The 19,596-nt window shown below is 70.7% G+C and carries 20 protein-coding genes; 14 read left to right on the forward strand and 6 right to left on the reverse strand.

Annotated features, from left to right (window positions below; translation table 11 throughout):
* The first annotated feature begins 87 nt into the window (after nucleotides 1-87).
* From OG718_RS13660 to OG718_RS13675, 4 genes are all read left to right on the forward strand, one after another.
* Nucleotides 88-1,140 carry a LacI family DNA-binding transcriptional regulator gene (locus tag OG718_RS13660; RefSeq protein ID WP_143640841.1) on the forward strand — a complete coding sequence of 351 codons (1,053 nt, stop codon included), beginning with the start codon at nucleotides 88-90 and terminating at the stop codon, nucleotides 1,138-1,140.
* Between the two features lie 224 nt (nucleotides 1,141-1,364).
* Entirely contained in the window at nucleotides 1,365-1,880 is a 516-nt protein-coding gene (locus tag OG718_RS13665) for a pyridoxamine 5'-phosphate oxidase family protein (RefSeq protein WP_328844250.1), read from the forward strand.
* Nucleotides 1,881-2,068: 188 nt separating this feature from the next.
* A complete protein-coding gene (locus OG718_RS13670) occupies nucleotides 2,069-4,465 on the forward strand; it encodes an excinuclease ABC subunit UvrA (protein ID WP_328844251.1) in 2,397 nt (798 codons plus the stop codon).
* Between the two features lie 18 nt (nucleotides 4,466-4,483).
* Complete coding sequence (locus OG718_RS13675) at nucleotides 4,484-4,876, forward strand: TOBE domain-containing protein (RefSeq protein ID WP_143640844.1); 393 nt, start codon at nucleotides 4,484-4,486, stop codon at nucleotides 4,874-4,876.
* 113 nt (nucleotides 4,877-4,989) lie between these two features.
* Here the strand turns inward: OG718_RS13675 and OG718_RS13680 are convergent, their stop codons facing one another.
* The 3 genes from OG718_RS13680 to OG718_RS13690 form a co-directional block, all read right to left on the reverse strand.
* A complete protein-coding gene (locus tag OG718_RS13680) occupies nucleotides 4,990-6,150 on the reverse strand; it encodes an NAD-dependent formate dehydrogenase (RefSeq protein ID WP_328844252.1) in 1,161 nt (386 codons plus the stop codon).
* 198 nt (nucleotides 6,151-6,348) lie between these two features.
* The gene (locus OG718_RS13685) at nucleotides 6,349-7,281 is read right to left on the reverse strand and encodes a LysR family transcriptional regulator (RefSeq protein WP_328844253.1); all 933 of its coding nucleotides are present in this window, start codon (nucleotides 7,279-7,281) and stop codon (nucleotides 6,349-6,351) included.
* Between the two features lie 156 nt (nucleotides 7,282-7,437).
* The gene (locus OG718_RS13690) at nucleotides 7,438-7,605 is read right to left on the reverse strand and encodes a hypothetical protein (protein WP_328848010.1); all 168 of its coding nucleotides are present in this window, start codon (nucleotides 7,603-7,605) and stop codon (nucleotides 7,438-7,440) included.
* A gap of 273 nt (nucleotides 7,606-7,878) precedes the next feature.
* Between OG718_RS13690 and OG718_RS13695 the strand changes: the two genes are divergently transcribed.
* Both OG718_RS13695 and OG718_RS13700 read left to right on the forward strand, forming a co-directional pair.
* Entirely contained in the window at nucleotides 7,879-8,907 is a 1,029-nt protein-coding gene (locus OG718_RS13695; RefSeq protein WP_260695474.1) for a DUF2236 domain-containing protein, read from the forward strand.
* A 139-nt stretch (nucleotides 8,908-9,046) separates the two neighbouring features.
* Nucleotides 9,047-9,382 (forward strand): hypothetical protein, encoded by a 336-nt coding sequence (locus OG718_RS13700; protein ID WP_143640847.1) that lies wholly within the window; start codon nucleotides 9,047-9,049, stop codon nucleotides 9,380-9,382.
* A 412-nt stretch (nucleotides 9,383-9,794) separates the two neighbouring features.
* Here OG718_RS13700 and OG718_RS13705 read toward each other — a convergent pair whose 3' ends face one another.
* Nucleotides 9,795-10,547: a TetR/AcrR family transcriptional regulator gene (locus tag OG718_RS13705; RefSeq protein WP_328844254.1), complete on the reverse strand. Its 753-nt coding sequence runs from the start codon at nucleotides 10,545-10,547 to the stop codon at nucleotides 9,795-9,797.
* A gap of 90 nt (nucleotides 10,548-10,637) precedes the next feature.
* Between OG718_RS13705 and OG718_RS13710 the strand changes: the two genes are divergently transcribed.
* Nucleotides 10,638-11,507 carry an SDR family oxidoreductase gene (locus tag OG718_RS13710; RefSeq protein ID WP_328844255.1) on the forward strand — a complete coding sequence of 290 codons (870 nt, stop codon included), beginning with the start codon at nucleotides 10,638-10,640 and terminating at the stop codon, nucleotides 11,505-11,507.
* A gap of 40 nt (nucleotides 11,508-11,547) precedes the next feature.
* Here OG718_RS13710 and OG718_RS13715 read toward each other — a convergent pair whose 3' ends face one another.
* Nucleotides 11,548-12,048 (reverse strand): PaaI family thioesterase, encoded by a 501-nt coding sequence (locus OG718_RS13715; protein ID WP_306936562.1) that lies wholly within the window; start codon nucleotides 12,046-12,048, stop codon nucleotides 11,548-11,550.
* A gap of 93 nt (nucleotides 12,049-12,141) precedes the next feature.
* On the opposite strand from OG718_RS13715, the gene OG718_RS13720 reads away from it, so the two are divergent.
* Entirely contained in the window at nucleotides 12,142-12,609 is a 468-nt protein-coding gene (locus OG718_RS13720) for a winged helix-turn-helix transcriptional regulator (RefSeq protein WP_328844256.1), read from the forward strand.
* Nucleotides 12,610-12,727: 118 nt separating this feature from the next.
* Here OG718_RS13720 and OG718_RS13725 read toward each other — a convergent pair whose 3' ends face one another.
* Nucleotides 12,728-13,669: an RNA polymerase sigma-70 factor gene (locus tag OG718_RS13725; RefSeq protein WP_373466122.1), complete on the reverse strand. Its 942-nt coding sequence runs from the start codon at nucleotides 13,667-13,669 to the stop codon at nucleotides 12,728-12,730.
* Between the two features lie 173 nt (nucleotides 13,670-13,842).
* On the opposite strand from OG718_RS13725, the gene OG718_RS13730 reads away from it, so the two are divergent.
* The 6 genes from OG718_RS13730 to OG718_RS13755 all read left to right on the forward strand — a co-directional run bounded on the left by OG718_RS13730 (nucleotide 13,843) and on the right by OG718_RS13755 (nucleotide 19,569).
* Nucleotides 13,843-14,328, forward strand: coding sequence for a carboxymuconolactone decarboxylase family protein (locus OG718_RS13730; RefSeq protein WP_143640853.1), 486 nt, complete (start codon nucleotides 13,843-13,845; stop codon nucleotides 14,326-14,328).
* A 171-nt stretch (nucleotides 14,329-14,499) separates the two neighbouring features.
* Nucleotides 14,500-15,072 carry a TetR/AcrR family transcriptional regulator gene (locus tag OG718_RS13735; RefSeq protein ID WP_328847756.1) on the forward strand — a complete coding sequence of 191 codons (573 nt, stop codon included), beginning with the start codon at nucleotides 14,500-14,502 and terminating at the stop codon, nucleotides 15,070-15,072.
* Between the two features lie 114 nt (nucleotides 15,073-15,186).
* Entirely contained in the window at nucleotides 15,187-16,350 is a 1,164-nt protein-coding gene (locus tag OG718_RS13740) for a sensor histidine kinase (RefSeq protein WP_328844257.1), read from the forward strand.
* Complete coding sequence (locus tag OG718_RS13745) at nucleotides 16,347-17,015, forward strand: response regulator transcription factor (protein ID WP_328844258.1); 669 nt, start codon at nucleotides 16,347-16,349, stop codon at nucleotides 17,013-17,015. Before OG718_RS13740 ends, OG718_RS13745 begins: the two co-directional genes overlap by 4 nt.
* Before the next feature lie 148 nt (nucleotides 17,016-17,163).
* Nucleotides 17,164-17,379: a hypothetical protein gene (locus OG718_RS13750; protein WP_143640856.1), complete on the forward strand. Its 216-nt coding sequence runs from the start codon at nucleotides 17,164-17,166 to the stop codon at nucleotides 17,377-17,379.
* Nucleotides 17,380-17,385: 6 nt separating this feature from the next.
* Complete coding sequence (locus OG718_RS13755; protein WP_328844259.1) at nucleotides 17,386-19,569, forward strand: MMPL family transporter; 2,184 nt, start codon at nucleotides 17,386-17,388, stop codon at nucleotides 19,567-19,569.
* Nucleotides 19,570-19,596 lie beyond the last annotated feature (27 nt).

Genomic DNA, 19,596 nt, shown 5'->3' on the forward strand with positions numbered 1-19,596 from the left:
TTGGTCTACGATCGTCGGCGGAAGCAGACACCTCGGCGGGTACACACGCCCCGACCGAGTCACACACCTCGACCAGGGAGGCCGGCGGTGCCAGCGACCCCCGTGGTCCCGGACGGAAAGCGGCCGACCCTCGCCGACGTGGCGGCCCGGGCCGGTGTGTCCACGGCGCTGGTCTCCATCGTGATGCGCGAGGCCAAGGGCGCCAGCGCGGCCACCCGCGAGCGGGTGCTCGAGGCTGCGCGGGAGATCGGCTACCGGCCGGACTCCCGGGCCCGGTTGCTGCGCAGCAACCGCTCGCGTCTGCTCGGGGTGCAGTTCGGTCTCCAGCATCCCTTCCACACCGACCTCGTGGAGGGCATCTACACCGCGGCCGAGTCCGCCGGTTACCAGGTCGCCCTCAGTGCCGTCGCCCCCAGCCGCAGTGAGCGGCAGGCGGTGGAGACACTGCTCGGCGACCGCTGCGAGGCCCTGATCCTGCTCGGTCCACAGGCCCCTGCCGCACGGCTGGCCGAGCTGTCGGCGCACCTGCCGGTGGTCTCCGTGGTGCGGCGGCTGCGGCCGCCCGCCGCCGGTGTGGACGTCGTGCGCACCGCGGACGACGAGGGTGCGCGCCAGGCCGTCGACCATCTGGTGGCACTCGGTCATCGCGACATCGCCCACATCGACGGCGGAACGGCACCCGGCGCCGCCGACCGGCGCCGTGGCTACCGCACCGCCATGAACCGCCACGGTCTCGCCGACCGTGCGCGCGTTCTGCCCGGTGGCCTGACCGAGGAGGACGGTGCCACGGCCGCCCGCGTGCTCCTCGCCGCCCGGCCGCGGCCCACCGCCGTCCTCGCCTTCAACGACCGCTGCGCCACGGGCGTACTCGACGCGTTCCTCCGCGCCCGGGTGCCCGTTCCCGACGAGATCTCCGTGGTCGGCTTCGACAACAGCCACCTCGCCCGCCTCGCCCACATCGACCTCACCACCGTCGGCCAGGACGTCTCCCGCCTCGCCGAACTCGCCGTCGGCCGGGCCGTCGCACGGCTGGAGGGCCAGGAGCCGTCCGGCACGGAGACCGTCATCGCCCCGTATCTCGTGACACGCGGAACCACGGCGGCACCACCGGACGGCGTCCAGCCGGTCGTACGTGGCTGAGAGACCGCGTCGGTCGTACCTGGTGGAGCAACCGAGCCTGTCGTACCTGGTGAAGTGCCTGAACGCATCGGTCAGGAATCGAGAAGCGCTGCCTCCGGGCCGCGGCTAGCGTTGCGGGCATGTGCTTCACAAGTCAGCCAGGATTCCCTCCGCGCGACGACACGAACGCGTCCCCGAGCGCGTCCCCGTCCTCCCCTGACGCCACGATCGATTCAGGAGTGACCATGACCGGCTCTGCCGCACAGGAAGTCACGATCGTGCCGGACACCGAGGCGAAGCCGGCCGAGGCGACCGCCGCCCCCCGCTCCCGCGACCGGCGTCGCCGCGACACCGAGCACCGGCTCGCACACGACGTCGACCTCTGGGTGGCCAGCGCCTCGGCGGACGGTACGCCCTACCTCGTACCGCTGTCCTTCGACTGGGACGGCGAGGCGCTGCTGGTGGCCACGCCGACGAACAGCCCCACCGGCAGGAACATGGCCGCCACCCGGACCGTTCGGCTGGGCCTCGGCCCGACCCGTGACGTGGTCATGATCGATGGCGAGGTCGAGGTCCTGGAGATCGACGCGCTGCCGAAGGAGAGGGGTGACCGGTTCGCCGCGCGCACCGACTTCGACCCGCGGACGCCGGCCACGCCGTACCGCTGGTTCCTTATCTCCCCGCGCCGAATCCAGGCCTGGCGCGAAGTGAACGAACTGGACGAGCGCGAGCTGATGCGCGACGGCCGCTGGACGGTCTGACACCTCGGCCGGGCGGCGTCGGGTCACCCCGGCCGACACCGCCGATCAGGAATGACGGCGTCCCGTTGCCGCGACCGGCACCGACGAAGTAGAACCAGACACGCTGCTCGAAGCCGGTCGGATCGATCGAGCCAGGCGACGCCGACGGAGAACCGCCAGAGCGGTCCCGTCCCACGGAGGGAGACACGATGAGCAGGACCACGAGGACGGACGCGCAGTCGCCTGCGACGCACGACGCCGACAGCCACGACATGATCCGCGTGCACGGCGCGCGCGAGAACAACCTCAAGGACGTCAGCATCGAGATCCCGAAACGGCGGCTGACGGTGTTCACCGGCGTCTCCGGCTCGGGCAAGAGCTCCCTGGTGTTCGACACGATCGCCGCGGAGTCCAAACGGCTGATCAACGAGACGTACAGCGCCTTTTTGCAGGGCTTCATGCCGACGATGGCGCGGCCGGAGGTGGACGTACTCGACGGCCTGACGACCGCGATCACCGTCGACCAGCAGCGGATGGGCGGCGACCCCCGCTCCACGGTCGGTACCGCCACCGACGCCAACGCGATGCTGCGCATCCTCTTCAGCCGCCTCGGCAAGCCCCACATCGGCCCGCCCAGCGCGTACTCCTTCAACACCGCCTCGGTCCGGGCGAGCGGTGGGATCACCGTCGAACGCGGTGCCGACAAGACCAAGACCGTGAAGGCGACCTTCAACCGCACCGGCGGCATGTGCACGCGCTGCGAGGGCCGGGGCAAGGTCTCCGACATCGACCTCACCCAGCTCTACGACGACTCCAAGTCGCTCGCCGAGGGCGCGTTCACCATCCCCGGCTGGAAGTCGGACAGTCAGTGGACCGTGGGGCTCTACGCCCAGTCGGGCTTCCTCGACCCGAACAAGCCGATCCGCAGTTTCACCAAGAAGGAGATGCAGGCCTTCCTCTACGGCGAGCCGACCAAGGTGAAGGTCAACGGCGTCAACCTCACCTACGAGGGGCTGATCCCCAAGATCCAGAAGTCGTTCCTGTCCAAGGACAAGGAAGCGATGCAGCCGCACATCCGGGCGTTCGTGGAGCGGGCGGTCACCTTCGCCACCTGCCCCGAGTGCGACGGCACCCGGCTGACCGAGGGGGCCAGGTCGTCGAAGATCAACCGGAAGAGCATCGCCGACGCCTGCTCCATGGAGATCAGGGACCTGGCCGAGTGGGTCCGCGGTGTCAAGGAGCCTTCGGTCGCGCCGCTGCTCACCGCGCTGCAGCAGACCCTCGACTCCTTCGTGCAGATCGGTCTCGGCTATCTCTCGCTCGACCGGGCGTCGGGCACGCTGTCCGGCGGTGAGGCGCAGCGCGTCAAGATGATCCGCCACCTCGGCTCCTCGCTCACCGATGTCACGTACGTCTTCGACGAGCCCACCGCGGGCCTGCACCCGCACGACATCCAGCGGATGAACAACCTGCTGCTGCAGCTGCGGGACAAGGGCAACACCGTGCTCGTCGTCGAGCACAAGCCGGAAGTGATCGCGATCGCCGACCATGTCGTCGACCTCGGCCCCGGCGCAGGCACGGCGGGCGGCACCGTCTGCTTCGAGGGCACCGTCGAAGGGCTGCAGGCCGGCGACACCATCACCGGCCGCCATCTCGACGACCGGGCCTCCCTCAAGGAGGAGGTGCGCAAGTCCACCCGTGCGCTGGAGATCCGCGGCGCGACGGCGAACAACCTGCAGGGCGTCGACGTCGACATCCCGCTCGGGGTGCTCAGTGTCATCACCGGCGTCGCGGGCTCCGGCAAGAGCTCGCTCGTGCACGGGTCGATCCCCACCGACGAGGGTGTGGTGTCGATCGACCAGAGTCCGATCCGCGGCTCGCGGCGCAGCAACCCGGCGACGTACACCGGACTGCTCGACCCGATCCGCAAGGCGTTCGCCAAGGCCAACGACGTGAAGCCCGCGCTGTTCAGTGCCAACTCCGAGGGCGCCTGTCCCACCTGCAACGGCGCCGGCGTCATCTACAGCGACCTCGGGATCATGGCCGGCACCGCCACCACCTGTGAGGACTGCGGCGGCAAGCGGTTCGACGCGTCTGTATTGGAGTACCGCCTCGGCGGGCGGGACATCAGTGAGGTGCTCGCGATGCCGGTGACGGAGGCCGAGGAGTTCTTCGGGACCGGCGAGGCGGCCACGCCGGCCGCGCACAGGATCCTCCAGCGGCTCGCCGACGTCGGGCTCGGCTATCTCACCATCGGCCAGCCGCTCACCACCCTGTCCGGCGGCGAGCGGCAGCGGCTCAAGCTGGCCACGCACATGGGAGACAAGGGCGGTGTCTACGTACTGGACGAGCCGACCACCGGCCTCCACCTCGCCGACGTCGAGCAGCTGCTCGGCCTGCTCGACCGGCTCGTCGACTCCGGCAAGTCGGTCATCGTCATCGAGCACCACCAGGCGGTCATGGCACACGCGGACTGGATCATCGACCTCGGTCCCGGCGCCGGCCACGACGGCGGGAAGATCGTCTTCGAGGGCACTCCCGCCGACCTCGTCGGCGACCGCTCCACCCTCACCGGCGAGCACCTGGCGGCGTACGTGGGCGCCTGATCGCCTATCTTGACGCGTATGCAGTCCTACACGATCGGCCAGGCAGCGCGGCTGCTCGGAGTGAGTCCGGACACCGCTCGGCGGTGGGCGGACGCCGGCCGGGTTGCCACGCACCGGGACGAGGGCGGGCGGCGCCTCGTCGACGGGCGGGACCTGGCCGCCTTCTCCGTCGAGCTGGCCAAGGGCGGCAGCGAGGAGGACGTCTCGTACACCTCCGTGCGCAACGCCTTTCCCGGCATCGTCACCGCCGTGAAGCTCGGCGATGTCGCGGCCCAGGTGGAGATCCAGGCCGGGCCGCACCGGCTGGTGTCGTTGCTGACCCGGGAGGCCGTGGAGGAGCTGGGTCTTGAGGTCGGGGTGGAGGCCACCGCCCGGGTGAAGTCGACGAACGTGCACATCGACCGCGCCTGAGGGGAACGGGGGGGCTCCCGCCGGTCTCAACTCGGCCGGGAGGCCGGTCACCTGGTCACCTGGTCACCAAGCACTGGTACGCGATCACTGGCTGACCGGGTACGAGTGTGCGGTCACTTGGTGACCGAGTACGAGTGCGCGCCCGTTCCCGCCAGTGCGCCGCCGTCCACGATCAGGTACTCGTCGCGGATCGGGCGCCCGGCGAAGAAGGCCTCCAGGATCTCCCGGGTGCCCGCCGCGTAGCGGGCCTGGGCGGAGAGGGAGGAGCCGGAGATGTGCGGGGTCATGCCGTGGTGCGGCATGGTCCGCCAGGGGTGGTCGGGCGGGGCGGGCTGCGGGTACCAGACGTCGCCCGCGTAGCCCGCCAACTGGCCGCTGCGCAGGGCCCGGTCGACGGCGTCCCGGTCCGCGATCTTCGCCCGCGCGGTGTTGATGAGGTACGCGCCGCGCTTCATCCGGCCCAGCAGTTCGTCGCCGAACAGCCCTTCCGTCTCGGGGTGCAGCGGCGCGTTGATGGTGACGACGTCGCAGTGCGGCACCATGTCGGCGGCCGTCTCGTGGAAGGTCAGGCCCAGTTCCCGCTCGATGTCCTCGGGCAGGCGGTGGCGGTCGGTGTAGTGGAGCTGCACGTCGAAGGGCGCGAGGCGGCGCAGCACCGCGAGGCCGATGCGCCCGGCGGCCACCGTGCCGACATGCATGCCCTCCAGGTCGTACGAACGGGCCACGCAGTCGGCGATGTTCCAGCCGCCGTCGAGCACCACCTGGTGGGAGGGCAGGTAGTTGCGGACGAGGGACAGGGTCATCATCACCACGTGTTCGGCGACGCTGATGCTGTTGCAGTACGTCACCTCCGCGACCGTCACTCCCTGGGCGATGGCCGCGTCGAGGTCGACGTGGTCGGAGCCGATGCCGGCGGTGATCGCCAGCTTGAGGTTCTTCGCGGCGACGACGCGTTCCGGGGTCAGATACGCCGGCCAGAACGGCTGGGAGATCACCACCTCCGCGTCGAGCAGCTCGCGGTCGAAGACCGAGCCGACGCCGTCCTTGTCGGAGGTGACGACCAGGGTGTGCCCGGCGGCCTCCAGGAAGCGGCGCAGACCGAGTTCACCGGAGACGCTGCCGAGGAGGTGGCCCGGCGTGAAGTCGACCTCGGACGGGGTCGGGGCGGTCTGGCCGCCGGGGTAGTGGTCGATCGCGGGGAGGTCGTCACGGGCGTACGAGGTCGGGTATCCGTCGGTGGGGTCGTCGTACAGGACGCAGAGCACCTTGGCCATGTCGCAGCTCCTCGACTCCGGGGTCCGGGAGTTCGGCTCAACTCCCGTGCGGGAAGGTGGAATTCACGATCCTCCGGGTCGAACGCGCTGGTCAAAGCGAACTTCGCTATGTCCGTATAGCCGACGGCTATCAAGACGGCCACCAACAGGGCAGCGCTGAGCGGCCATTCAAGAGGACGGCCGTCAACAGGAAAGGCGTCAGGCGGAGTCGGCGGCGGAGTCGAGATAGCTCCGCAGCCGTTCGTCCAACGCCTCGCGTACGCCCGCCTCCCGTGCCACCGTCACCAGCGCCGCGGCGACTACGGAGGGAGGGTCGTCCGGGCCGGTCACCAGTCCCACCCTCGGTCCATGGGCGGGCCCCTCCAGCGGTACCACCCGCATCCCCTCCGGTACGCCGAACATGTGCAGCCACGCGTGCGAGATCACGCTCGACCAGCGGCCGCCGGGGAGGTGCGCGTACAGCCCTGCCACGCTGTCCGACTCGATCGCGGGGGCGGCCGTGGCACCGTCGGCCGCGAAGCACTCGTCGATGATGCGGCGGTTGCGCATCCGCCGGCCGAGCAGGCACAGCGGGAGGGCGGCGGCCTGGGCCCAGCGGGCCGTGGAGGCGGCGGCGAGCGGGCCGTCGGTGGGGGTGAGCAGGACGTACCGCTCCTCGTACAGCGGCAGCCGGCGCAGTGAGTCGTCGTCGAGGTACGTCATCGCCGCGTCCAGCTCGAACTCGGCGAGTCCGTGGGTGATGTCGACCGAGGACAGGGACTCGATGCTGACGCGGGCGCGTGGGTGGCGGTCGCAGAACGGGGTCGTCAGCAGGGAGGCGGCGGGCAGCGCCGTGGGGACCACCCCGAGACGGAGCGTGCCCGTGAGGCCGTCGCCCAGGGCGGACAACTCCTGGCGGAGGGCCTCGCGTTCGGCGAGCATGCGGTGCGCCCAGGCGAGGACCACCTCGCCCTCCGGAGTGAGGCCCTCGTACCGTCTCCCCCGCCGCACGATCGGGACGTGCAGTTCGTGTTCGAGGCGGCGGATCGCGGCGGACAGCGACGGCTGGGAGACAAAGCAGGCGGCCGCCGCGCGGGCGAAGTGGCGCTCGCGGGCGAGGGCGACCAGGTATTCCAGCTGGCGCAGTTGCATACGTGACCTCCGCGGGAGGGGGCTGCGTGCCCGGGTGCCGGGGTGCGGAGGTACAGCATGGGCCGGGCCGCCCCCGTCCGGGGAGGCCGACCGCGTCGGCCGCTGTCACGTGCCGCTCGCTGTCACGTGCCGGCCGGTGTCACGTGCTGGCCGCTGTCACGCCCACGGGGTGTAGCCGCCGTCCACGCGGAACGTCTCGATGCCGCTGGTGTGCCGGGCGCCGCAGCGGTCCTGGGGCAGGACGAGTTGGGGTCCCTCGCGGCCGAGCGGGGTGTCGTCAAAACCCTCCGGAACGTCCATGCAGAGGTTGGGGTCGAGCCCCATGGACTGCGCCTTTCGGTCGGCTGCCGTGCGACGCCGGGTGAGACGGCCGCACCCCTGGAAGGGTTGCTTCTCACGGGCCCGCCCAAGGACGGTGGTCCACTCCCACGCAGGACACCATCGGTATGGCGCAAGTCACAACGAGCCGTGGCACCGGGAGCGGGAACGGAGCGTCCTCTCCCCCACGGGATCATGCGCCGTCCTGCGGACGAAGCCGACGGACGTGCGGCCGGTACGTACGCCACAGCGCATGGTCGGAGACAGGGGGAACCGACGTTGCGCCGCGGATACAAGTGGGTGGACCGCGAACTGTCCCTGATGGACCCGGAGACCGACTGGGAGCGGATGGTCTCGCTCTATGTCGGCCATCGCGTCCCGGAGTTCGCCCTGGCGATGATGGTCTATCCGGGCACCATGCGCATGATGCAGCCGGGTTTCGGGTCCGCCACGCTGGCCCACACCTCGAAGCTGGAGACGAGGCCCCACCGGCGTTTCCAGGACGGCAACGACTTCCTGATGGCCTGGATGGTGGACGGCCTGTCCAGTGCGGCGGGCCGCGGGGCCGCCGCACGGCTGAACCGCATCCACCTTGCGATCGCCCGAAGAACCCCGCACTTACCCGGCAACTTCGACGACACCGACGACTTCGTCTATCCACTGGTTCTGCTGGCCACGTTCGGCGACCGCCTCCAGACCTCGCTGGGCCTGCCCGGCACGAGCGAACCCATGAAGACCGCCTGGCACCGATGGGCGCGGACGCTCTTCCGCCTCCTGGAACGCGAGTCCGGCCCGCTGTCCGACGAGGCGTTCCCCGAGGACTGGGACGCGATGACCGCGTTCGCCGTCGAGTTCGAGTCCAGGCCGTACGAGCCGACGGAGTCCGGCCATCGCGTGGCGACCGCGATGATGGACTTCTTCGCCGAGCGCTGGTTTCCCGCCCCCTTACGGTCGTTCGGCGCCGACCTGACCCGCTATCTCGCGGGCGAGCGGGTCTGCCGACTCCATCGCATCGGCTGGATCGGCCCCCGCCGCGAGCGTCTCGTCCGCGTCTTCCTGAAGTCCGCGTTCCGCGCCCAGCGCCTGCTGCCCGACTTCCGCACACCGCTTCCGGAACGCCTCCGGCGAAACCGGCGCACCAACGCACAGCTCAAAGAACTTGAGCCTTACCGGACCGAGCCGTACCGGACCGATTCGTACGGGGCCCCGAGCGGCAACGAGCCCGCGCCGGTGGAGCCGCAGCGGCGGCACGAATGTGGCGTACGCGCACGGCCGAAAGCAAGGAAATCAGGGCGGCCGTCCCCCTGACGTACGGAGACGGTCCGGGCGGTGACGCGATCGCTGCCGGCCTTCTCCCCGACCACACGGGCCGACCGCCGGTGGCCCAGCCTCTGAGCCTCCTCAAGTCGCTTGGCACGCACGGAACATGAGGGCCAGGCTGATCCCCATGACAGGAATCATGGGACTGAGCAAGAAGAACAACTTCGTGCTGGCCATCCGGGACACGGACGTGGTCGCCGCGGCCCTGCGTGAGGCACTGGCCGAGGCCTCGCCGGAGGAGCGCCCGGGCCTGGAACGCGCTGCCGCACTCGTCGAGTCCACCGCCGCCACCACCGAAACCCAGCTGCGCGCCCGCTGGGTCCGCGCCCGGCTGGCCGCCGTCGGCTTCACCGGGGACATCGCCTCGGTCTCGGCGGTGAAGGCACTGCGCCAGGCGGAACCGATGCTGAGCCTGTTGGCGGCGGTGCAGCTGCAGAAGGAGGCAGTCGCCCATACCGACTGATCCGGCAGCCCCGCACCACACGGGGAGGCGACGGCTGCCGGAGGCGTCGTACCGGCGGTGATGCTGCGGGCGGGCGTCGGAGCCCGACACCGGTGTGCCGACGGGGTGGCTCCTCGAAGGCGCCGCGGGAGGCGCCGAGTCCGGGCCGAGTGGCCTCCCTAGGTGCGACGCACCCAGGACAGCCCGCGGCGAAAGGGCTCCGCCGCCGAGAAGTGTGGCGATCGACCGGCGGGCCGGAACGGGAGCACGGTCCTCAGCGCAGGGCTACGCCGGTCGCACCGCCCTCGGCGCCCGACGCACACACCACGGCACCCTCGGCACACCCCCAAGAACGCACGCGCCACGGCACCCGAACGCACGCGCCATGGCGCCCTGGGCATGCCCCGAGGACGCACGCGCCACGACCGACCCCTCAGCCTTCGGAGGCGAGGCGGTCCAGCCACTCCCTCAGCAAGTGCCGCTCCGCGCCGCTGAGTGTCGTCTGTTCGGGCAGCGTGGCGCGCAGGGCGCGGGCGGCGCCGGCCGGGCCCGCGTCCTGCACGGCCGGCTCCTGGTTGGTCACGGCGGCGACCATGGACTCCCGAAGAATGGTCAACAGGGCCGGATTGCGCCGGTCTTCGGGCAGGGACAGCCAGGTGAGCACAGCCCCGCGTGCCGTGGCGTGGATGAGCGTGGCCGCGAGTTCCTCGTCGACGCGGAGCCGGCCGCCGGCGGCCAGGCGGCGGATACGACCCATCAGGATCTCCATGCCGGCCTTGAAGGCGGGCGATGTGGCCCTTGTGGGCTCGCTGTACATCAGCGTGTACAGCGCGGGATTGGCCAGACCGAACTCGACCGCCAGGTCCCAGCCGGCCCTCAGGTCGTCGATGAGGTCCTGAGGGTCCGGGTCGATGTGCTTGGCCGCGAGGAACGTGGCGAAGCCATGCTCGGCCACCGCTTCGAGCAGCCCGTCCTTGTCACCGAACAGCCGGTAGATGGCAGGTGGTTGCAGCCCTGCCGCGACCGCGACCGCGCGGGTGGTGACGGCGTCTCGGCCCTCGCGCGCCAGCAGGTCGGCGGCGGCCTCGATGATGCGCTGCCGGGTCTGCTCACGGCCGACGGCCGCGGAGTCGGAATCGGGACCGACGGCGGCAGCACCGTCCCTGACGCGTGAACGTGGTGGCATATATCAACGATACCGCACACTCGATTCCATCGTTAATATCAGTGATACGCTCAATACGTTTCCACTGGAACCAGACCGCTGGAGTGCAACATGATCATCGTGACCGGAGCCACCGGACAGCTCGGACGCCAGATCGTCGAACGGCTGCTGACCCGCGTGCCGGCCGACCGGATTGGCGTCAGCGTCCGCGACCCACAGAAGGCACAGGCGTTCGCCGACCAGGGGATACGGGTGCGACAGGGCAGCTTCACCGACGTCGCGAGCCTCGCCCACGCCTTCGAGGGCGCCTCCCAGGTGCTCATCGTTTCCGTCGACAAGATGGGCGAAGAGGCCGTGCGGCAGCACCGCGCCGCGATCGACGGTGCCGTCGCGGCCGGCGCCCGCCGCATCCTCTACACCAGCCACATGGGCGCCAGCGCCTCGTCGCATTTCCAGCCCTGCCGCGACCATGCCGCCACCGAGGACGCGCTGCGCGCCTCCGGTGTGCCGTTCACCTCACTGCGCAACGGCTTCTACGCCGCCACCGTGGTGCAGTTCCTCGGTCACGCCATGCGGTCCGGCCAGATCGCGCTCCCCGCGGACGGACCCGTCAGCTGGACAGCCCACGCAGACCTCGCCGACGCGGCTGCCGTCATCCTGGCCGACGAAGGCCGCTTCGACGGCCCCACGCCCCCGCTCACCGCGGCACAGGCGTCGGCCTTCGACGACATCGCACGCATCGCCAGCGACGTCACGGGCCGCACCATCACCAGGAGCACCGCACCCGACGACCAGTTCCGGCAGCAGCTGGTGGGCCGCGGCGTCCCCGCCGAGGCGGCGGCCCAGCTGCTCGGCATGTTCGCAGCGAGCCGCGCCGGCGAGTTCGCCGCCGTCGACCCGGCACTGGCCACCCTGCTCGGCCGCGAACCCATCACCCTGAGCACGGTCCTGCACAAGCAGCTGCCCGACGACGACCGCTGACCGGCCGGCCAAATGGACGCGCATTCGCGGAGGCGGAGTCTCACCCTTGAGTGGGCGGCACCGGAAAGAGCAGGCAGCTACTGGTGGCGTGGGCGAGCAGACGGTCCGTCGCGTCGACCAACTGCGCCTGGGCCAGGGCGGTTTGACGGGTCCTGTTGACGACCGTGCCGATGGCTCGGACCCGGCCCGTGTCGACGGTGATCCGCCGCAGGAACTTCACCGTCAGGTCGAGCGAGGTGTACGCCATGCCCTCCGGGAGGGTGGACTGGACGGCGCAACCCGCCGCCGAGTCGAGCAGGGTGGCGAAGATTCCGCCGTGCACACTGCCGATCGGGTTGTAGTGCTCCTCGCCCGGCGTCAGGGAGAAGACCGCTCTGCCGGGCTCCACCTCGTCCAGGGTGAAGTCCAGGGTGTAACTGACGGGCGGCCCCGGCAGCCGCCCCGCCTGCAGCTCGCGCAGGAAGTCCATGCCGGCCATGCGTCCGGCAGCTTCCGCCAGGATCGCGGGATCTTCCCATTCATACGTACGTGTTCGTCCCACGGCCGAGCCCCTCCCCGTCTGACTTTTACAAGTGAAGCTAGCTGCCGGCTCACCTGACTGTCAATAACGAAGCCAGCCCCTTACGATGGCGGGATGGAGTGGCTTGAGGCGAGCACGGAGAACTGCCCCGTCCAGCGGACGCTCGACGTGGTCGGGGAGAAATGGACGCTGCTGATCCTGCGTGACGCCGTCAACGGAGTCCGCCGCTTCGACGACTTCCACCGCCATATCGGCCTGTCGGAGGCCGTCCTCAGCGACCGCCTCCGGAAACTGATCTCGGCCGGCATCCTGAGGACCGTCCCCTACCGGGAGGCGGGCAGCCGCTCCCGCAACGAGTACCGCCTGACCCGCAAGGGCTGGGACCTGTGGCCCGTCCTGATGGCGCTGGGCCAGTGGGGCGAGACCCACGCCCTCGGCCCCGAGGGCCCCGTACTGGACGTCCGCCACACCGACTGCGACGCCCCGGTCCGCGTCGTCGTCGAGTGCTCCGCGGAACACGCCACGCTCACCCCCAGGGAAGTCACCGCCCGACTGGGACCTGGCGCCCGCCCTCGAACGTGAACCTCCGGCCCGGGGCTCGCGGACCCGCCCAGGACGGCGTTCGCTCCCGAGGGGCCCCGGGCGCGGCGGCGCAGGGCGGGGCCCCTCGGGATTGCGCGGTTTCCGACGGGCTCCGTACTCAGCGACGCAGGGCGGTCTCCCGCTCCATGTGGGACAGCTTCTCGGGATTGCGCACGGCGTAGAGGCCGGTGATGAGGCCGTCGTCGATGCGCACCGCCACGACGGTGTCGAGCTCGCCGTGGAGCCGCACGATCAGCGCCGGGTGGCCGTTGACCTGCACAGGCCGCAGCGACACCGCGTCGGCGATCCTGCCGAGTCCCGCGATCAGCAGGCGGGCCACCTTGTCGGCCCCCAGGATGGGACGCGGTACGGCCTGCTTGACTCCGCCACCGTCGCCCAGGAGGACGACGTCCGGCGCGAGGATGTCGAGCAGGCTCTGCAGATCGCCCGTGTCGACCGCCCGCCGGAACGCGTCGAGCACGTCTCTGGTCTCGGTCGGGGAAACGACCCCGCGCGGCCGGCGCGCCGCGACGTGCGCCCGTGCCCGGTGCGCGATCTGACGGACCGCGGCCGGGTTCTTGTCGACGGCCTCGGCGATCTCGTCGTACCCGAGGTCGAACACCTCGCGCAGCACGAACACCGCCCGCTCGGTCGGCTGCAGTGTCTCCAGCACGAGCAGCATCGCCATCGAGACGCTGTCGGCCAGCTCGACGTCCTCGGCCACGTCGGGCGCGGTGAGCAGCGGCTCGGGCAGCCAGGAGCCGACGTAGGACTCCTTGCGGCGGCCGAGCGTGCGCAGTCGGCTCAGCGCCTGGCGCGTGGTGATCCGGACCAGGTACGCGCGCTGCTCCCGAACGGTGCCGAGGTCGACGCCCGCCCACCGCAGCCAGGTCTCCTGCAGGACGTCCTCGGCGTCGGCGGCCGATCCGAGCATTTCGTAGGCGACGGTGAACAGCAGGTTGCGATGGGCGACGAACGCCTCGGTGGCGGGGTCCATGCGTCCGCCGTCGGCGAGCTGCCCCGCCGTGTCCTCCGTGCGCTCGCTGTGCTCGCTCATCACCGGATGCTCCTGCCTGTTCGCTGTCGACGGTGTCACGCGCACAAGACGCCGGCCGCCGCCGCTGTGTGACATCCGTGAGCGGTGGCCCACGTCACACGACCGTCCCGTCACAAGGAGCTGGGCGTCGGCATCTCGTGTTCGGCCAGTGCAACACCACGAGTGAGGACAAAGCCATGGACGCCCGATTCAACCTGTTCGACAACGAGATCGCCGGCAGGTTCGCCAAGCGGTTCGCAGGTGCCGGCCTGGTGATCCAGCAGTCGCCGCTGCCGAAGTCCACGCAGGAGCTGGTGTCGCTGCGCGCCAGCCAGATCAACGGCTGCGGCTGGTGCATCGACATGCACACCAAGGAGGCCGCGGCCGCCGGTGAAACCGCGGTGCGGCTCAGTCTGGTGGCCGCCTGGCGCGAGTCCACCGTGTTCACCGAGGCCGAACGGGCCGCGCTGGCGCTCACCGAAGAGGGCACCCGGCTCGCCGACGCCCACGAAGGCGTGTCCGACGAGACCTGGGCCCAGGCACGCAAGCACTACGACGACGACCAGATCGCCGCGCTGGTCTGCCTGGTCGCCCTGATCAACGCGGCCAACCGGCTCGCCGTGATCGTGCACCAGCGGGGAGGCTCCTACGAGCCCGGCATGTTCGCCGCCGCGTTCGACTGATCGGCGGACGACTCCGGCCCGGTCCAGGATCATCCGATCCGGGCCGGGCCCGCGCATGTCCGAGCGCACCTCAACAGCCGAATTGCCTGCCGACCGTAATATTACGTACGTCAGTCCATGGCTTAGGCTTGGATGCGGGACAACGGCTTGCGGGACGAACGGAGGAAGCTCGTGGTGCGCTACGCCAAGGAGCACAAGCAGGTGACACGGCAACGCATCATCGAGAAGGCCGGCCATCGCTTCAAGGAGGACGGCATCGACGGTTCGGGCATCTCCACCCTGATGTCGGACGCCGGGCTCACCAACGGAGCCTTCTACGCCCACTTCGCGTCCAAGGACGACCTCGTCGCCCATGTCGTGACCGAGGAACTGCGCGCACAGGTCGCGAGGTACGGCACTCTGCGGCCCGGACGCCCGGGACTTGAGGACTTCGTTCGCGAATACCTGTCGCCCGAGCACCGGGACCATCCCGGCCTCGGATGCCCCTCCGCCGCCCTGCTCGACGAGATCGGCCGCTGCGGGGACGAGACCAAGCAGGCCTACACCGACGGCGCGCAGGACATCGTGGAAGAGATCGCCGCCCGCCTGACACCCGAGGATCCACGGTCGTCTCGCGGCAAGGCCATCGGGCTCTTCACCATGGTGGTGGGGACGTTGCAGCTGTCCCGCGCCCTGTCCGACCGGAAGTTCTCCGACGAGGTACTGGAGCAGGGAATCGAGAACGCTCTCGCGCTCATGCGCTGAGTGGAAGGCACACAGCCGCACTTGGCGCCTGCTCAACGCCTTCCATGTTGCCGCTCAGGGTCCGCCACGACTTCAGCCGGGTGGCGGCAGTGAAGTCGCGGGCAGAATGGACGCGTGCCCCCATTCGACCGGATCCGTTTCCGGCTGCCCCGCGGTGCCCGCGCCGACGCCGTGCTGGCCGGCGGGGTGTTCGTGGTGGTGGCGCTCGGTGCCGAGGGGCAGCAGCTGAGCCGTGGCGGGGACTCGGTACCCTCGCTGATCACGTCCTGGCTGTTGATTGCGGCGGTGTGCGGGGCACTGCTGTTCCGGCGCCGGTATCCGGTGGCGGCGGGCTGGTTCACGGTGCTGGGCACCGGCGCCTACTACCTGCTGAGCGACGTCGACGGCCCGCTGATCATCGTTCCGATCGTGGCGTTGTACGCCCTCGCGGCCCAGGGCCGCATGCGCGCGGCCGTCGGCATGGCCGCGACCATCGTGATCGGTTTGGCCGCGGGCACTCTCGCGGTCGGCAACGACGTCACCGGCACAGCGGTGTTCATGCTCACCGGTTGGCTGGTCGCCGTAGTGGCCCTCGGCAGCGTGCGGCACGGCAGGCTGGCCTACGCCGAGGAGGAGGCACGGCTGCGGGCCACCGAGGAGCGGCTGCGCATCGCCCGCGAGCTGCACGATGTGATCGGACACAACATTTCGATGATCAACGTGCAGGCGGGTGCGGCGCTGTACAGGCTGAAGAAGGATCCTGCCCAGGCCGAGGAGGCGCTCGGCGCGATCAAGGCGAGCAGCCGGGAGACCCTGCGGGAGCTCCGGGCCACCCTCGGCGTGCTCCGCCGCGTCGACGAGCAGGCGCCCACGGCACCCGCGCCGGGGCTGGCCCGGGCAGATGAGCTGGTGGCCTCCGCGAAGCTGGCGGGGCTCCCGGTGCGGATCGAGCAGACCGGGGCCGAACGCGCACTGCCCGCCCCGGTCGACCTGGCCGCGTACCGGATCGTGCAGGAGTCGCTGACCAACGCCGCCAGGCACAGTGGCGCCGGACAGGTCACGATCCGACTCGCTTACGGGGAAAGGGAGTTGACCCTGGACATCGAGGACGACGGCCGGGGCTCGGCGGCCCGCCCGGCGGGGTCCGGTGGCGGCAGCGGGATCACCGGCATGACGGAGCGGGCGCGGGCCCTGGGCGGCGAACTGACGGCGGGCCCGCGGCCGGAGGGCGGATTCGCGGTGCGGGCCCGGCTACCGTACGGGACCACAGGAAAGCCGATGGAGCGGAGTGACCGATGATCAGGGTCCTGCTGGCGGACGACCAGCGGCTCGTCCGGGCCGGTTTCCGGTCGATCCTGGAGGACCACGACGACATCGAGGTGGTGGGCGAGGCAGCGGACGGCGAGGCCGCGGTCGCCGCCTGCCGCGAGCTCCGGCCTGACGTGGTCCTGATGGACATCAGAATGCCGGGGACGGACGGTCTGGAAGCCGCCCGGGAGATCGCCGGGGACGAGCAGTTGGCGTCGGTCAAGGTGGTCATCCTGACGACCTTCGATCTGGACGACTACGTGTACGGGGCGCTGCGCGCCGGCACGACGGGCTTTCTGGTGAAGGACACGGAGCCGGAGGAACTGCTGCAGGCGGTACGGGTCGCCGCCCGGGGTGATGCCCTGATCAGCCCCTCGGTCACGCGGCGGCTCATCGCCGAGTTCGCGGGCCGGGTGAAGGGCCCTCGGCCGGATCCCCGGCTCGACGCTCTCACCGAGCGGGAACGCGAGGTCATGCGGCTGGTGGCCGCAGGGCTCACGAACGACGAGATCGCTGCGCGGCTGGTGCTGTCACCGTCCACGGCCAAGACGCATGTCAGCCGGATCATGTCGAAGCTGGGGGCGCGGGACAGATCTCAGGTCGTGGTGCTGGCGTACGAGTCCGGAATGGTCAGTCCCGGCTGGATGGCGCAATAGGCCGGCGGGCGGACGGCGGACCGTCGGCCGCAGGGTCCCGCGGTACCCCTGGGGTACGACGCGGCGGCAGCCTGCATCCGCTGGGGTACGCCCGGTGTCAGCCGCAGGCCGACGATTCGGCACCCCTCGCGCATGCACGATCAAAGGCATGAACGCACCCCCCTTCCCCGGACGGGCCGCGGCCGTATTCGCCGGCGCGCTCGTCGGGGCCGCCGCCGGAATGCTGCTGGTCACGGCCGCCGGGGCCCTGGCCCTGGAGATCGGCGGCTTGCTGATCGCCCTGGGGATCGGCGTGCCCACGTTGTGCGGCGCCGTGGTGGGCGCGCTTCTCAGGCCAGGCCACTCACGCTCGAATCCGAGGTAGTCACCCATGTCTCCAACCCGCGGCACAGCCGCGTCCATTGCCCCGCCCCCACCGGGCCGGCCGGACAGGCCGCGCGGCGGCCGATTCGGATCCCTGGCCGGCTGGGCGCAGCGTCACCGCTGGACCGCCCTGCTGATCTGGGTCGCCGTCCTGGCCGCCGTCACGCTGGGTTCCGGGGCCGTAGGCTCGGCGTACAAGAACGACTTCGCCCTGCCGGGCACCGACTCCCAGTCCGCCACCGACCTGTTCACGAAGCACGGCTCCGCCCAGGCCGGCGACAGCGTCGACATCGTGTTCAAGGACAGCCAGGGCATCGACGGCCGCGAGGCGAGCGTCGAGAAGATGCTGGCCGAGGTGAAGGCACTGCCGGGCGTCGCCGATGTACGCAGCCCGTACACCGATGCCTCCGCCGTGTCCGAGGACGGCACGATCGGCTACGCCACCGTCACTCTCGACGGCAAGGCCGAGGCCGTGCCCAAGGACGACGTCACCGCGATCATCGACGCCGCCAAGAGCGCCGAGGCGGACGGGCTCCGGATCGAGCTCGGCGGCGATGCGGTGCGAGGCGCGGAGGACAAGGGAAGCCCGACCGCGGAACTCGCCGGCATCCTGGCCGCCGTGATCATCCTCGGGCTGCTCTTCGGCTCCGTGGTGGCGGCCGCCGTGCCGCTGATCACCGCCCTCTTCGCGGTCGGCGCCGCCATCGGGCTGATCGTTCTCGCCTCGCACGTCTTCACCATCGCCGACTTCACGCCGCCCATCACGATGCTCGTCGGACTCGGCGTCGGCGTCGACTACGCCCTGCTGATCTTCTACCGCTACCGGCACGAACTCACCGACGGCGCCGACCCGGCCGAAGCCGGCCGTAGGGCCCTGGACGCCGCCGGTCGTACGGTCTTCTTCGCCGGCTGCACCGTGATCATCGCCCTGCTGGGCCTGGTCGCGCTCGGCCTCGGATCGCTGCAGGGCGTGGCCCTCGCCCTGGCACTGACCGTGCTCACCACCATGGCCGCCTCGCTGGTCCTGCTGCCCGCGCTGCTGGCGATCTTCGGCAAGCGCATCCAGCGCCACGTGTTGAAGCACGCGGCCAGGGCCACGGCCAAGGGCAACGTCGAAGGCCGCCGCTGGCGGGCCCTGGCCGCAGCCGTGCAGCGCCGTCCGCTCCCTGCGCTGCTGGTCGCCGTCCTCGCCCTGCTGGCCCTGTCCGCACCGGCGTTGGGCATGCGCCTCGGCTTCGCCGACGCGGGCAACGATCCGAGGACCACGACCTCCAGGCAGGCGTACGACCTGCTCGCCGAGGGCTTCGGCCCGGGCTTCAACGGTCCGCTGATCGTCCTGGTGCAGGGAGACGAGGCCGCCGGCCAGGGCGTCCGGTCCGAGCTGGCCAAGGCCGAGGGCGTGGCCACGGCCGGCCCCGCGATGCCCTCCGAGGACGGCGCCCTGTCCACCGTGATCGTCTACCCGAGTACGGCGCCGCAGGACGAGGGAACCACCGATCTCGTGCACCATCTGCGCGATGACGTGGCCCCGGGCCTGGAGCGCGACGCCGGTGCCGAGATCCTGGTCGGCGGTTCCGTCGCCGCCTCCCAGGACTTCGCGGACACGGTCTCGCAGCGGCTCCCGCTGTTCGTCGCCGTCGTCGTCGGGATGTCGTCGCTGCTGCTGATGCTGGTCTTCCGGTCGGTGTGGATCCCCGTCAAGGCGGCCCTGCTGAACCTTCTGTCGATCTCCGCCGCGCTCGGCGTCATGACCCTGGTGTTCCAGTACGGCTGGTTCGGGGCGCAGCAGGGGCCGATCGAGGCCTTCCTCCCCGTGCTGATCTTCGCCATCGTGTTCGGACTGTCCATGGACTACGAGGTGTTCCTGGTCTCACGGATCCATGAGGAGTGGGAGCGTTCGAAGGACCACTCGCTGGCCGTGCGGGAGGGGCTGGCCACCACCGGCAAGGTGATCACGGCGGCCGGGGCCATCATGATCGTGGTGTTCGGCGCCTTCATGCTGAGCCCCGACCGGATGCTCCAGCAGTTCGGGCTCGGCCTCGCCGTGGCGATCCTGGTGGACGCGCTGGTCATCCGCTGTCTGATCGTCCCTGCCGTCATGCAGCTGCTCGGCAGGTGGGCCTGGTGGCTGCCCGCCCCCCTCGCCCGGCGACTGCCCAGGGTGGCGCTCGAACGCCCCTTGGACAGCTGACGACCGACCCGGAGAGCCTGAGCCTGA

Origin of the sequence: Streptomyces sp. NBC_00258, assembly GCF_036182465.1 — a bacterium.
In the GTDB taxonomy this organism is placed as follows: domain Bacteria; phylum Actinomycetota; class Actinomycetes; order Streptomycetales; family Streptomycetaceae; genus Streptomyces.

Bases quoted from the DNA above. Each gene is read 5' to 3' on its own strand.
- OG718_RS13665 (WP_328844250.1), top strand. From the start codon at position 1,365: ATGACCGGCTCTGCCGCACAGGAAGTCACGATCGTGCCGGACACCGAG.
- OG718_RS13670 (WP_328844251.1), top strand. From the start codon at position 2,069: ATGAGCAGGACCACGAGGACGGACGCGCAGTCGCCTGCGACGCACGAC.
- OG718_RS13675 (WP_143640844.1), top strand. From the start codon at position 4,484: ATGCAGTCCTACACGATCGGCCAGGCAGCGCGGCTGCTCGGAGTGAGT.
- OG718_RS13680 (WP_328844252.1), bottom strand. From the start codon at position 6,150: ATGGCCAAGGTGCTCTGCGTCCTGTACGACGACCCCACCGACGGATAC.
- OG718_RS13685 (WP_328844253.1), bottom strand. From the start codon at position 7,281: ATGCAACTGCGCCAGCTGGAATACCTGGTCGCCCTCGCCCGCGAGCGC.
- OG718_RS13690 (WP_328848010.1), bottom strand. From the start codon at position 7,605: ATGGGGCTCGACCCCAACCTCTGCATGGACGTTCCGGAGGGTTTTGAC.
- OG718_RS13700 (WP_143640847.1), top strand. From the start codon at position 9,047: ATGACAGGAATCATGGGACTGAGCAAGAAGAACAACTTCGTGCTGGCC.
- OG718_RS13705 (WP_328844254.1), bottom strand. From the start codon at position 10,547: ATGCCACCACGTTCACGCGTCAGGGACGGTGCTGCCGCCGTCGGTCCC.
- OG718_RS13710 (WP_328844255.1), top strand. From the start codon at position 10,638: ATGATCATCGTGACCGGAGCCACCGGACAGCTCGGACGCCAGATCGTC.
- OG718_RS13720 (WP_328844256.1), top strand. From the start codon at position 12,142: ATGGAGTGGCTTGAGGCGAGCACGGAGAACTGCCCCGTCCAGCGGACG.
- OG718_RS13730 (WP_143640853.1), top strand. From the start codon at position 13,843: ATGGACGCCCGATTCAACCTGTTCGACAACGAGATCGCCGGCAGGTTC.
- OG718_RS13745 (WP_328844258.1), top strand. From the start codon at position 16,347: ATGATCAGGGTCCTGCTGGCGGACGACCAGCGGCTCGTCCGGGCCGGT.
- OG718_RS13750 (WP_143640856.1), top strand. From the start codon at position 17,164: ATGAACGCACCCCCCTTCCCCGGACGGGCCGCGGCCGTATTCGCCGGC.
- OG718_RS13755 (WP_328844259.1), top strand. From the start codon at position 17,386: ATGTCTCCAACCCGCGGCACAGCCGCGTCCATTGCCCCGCCCCCACCG.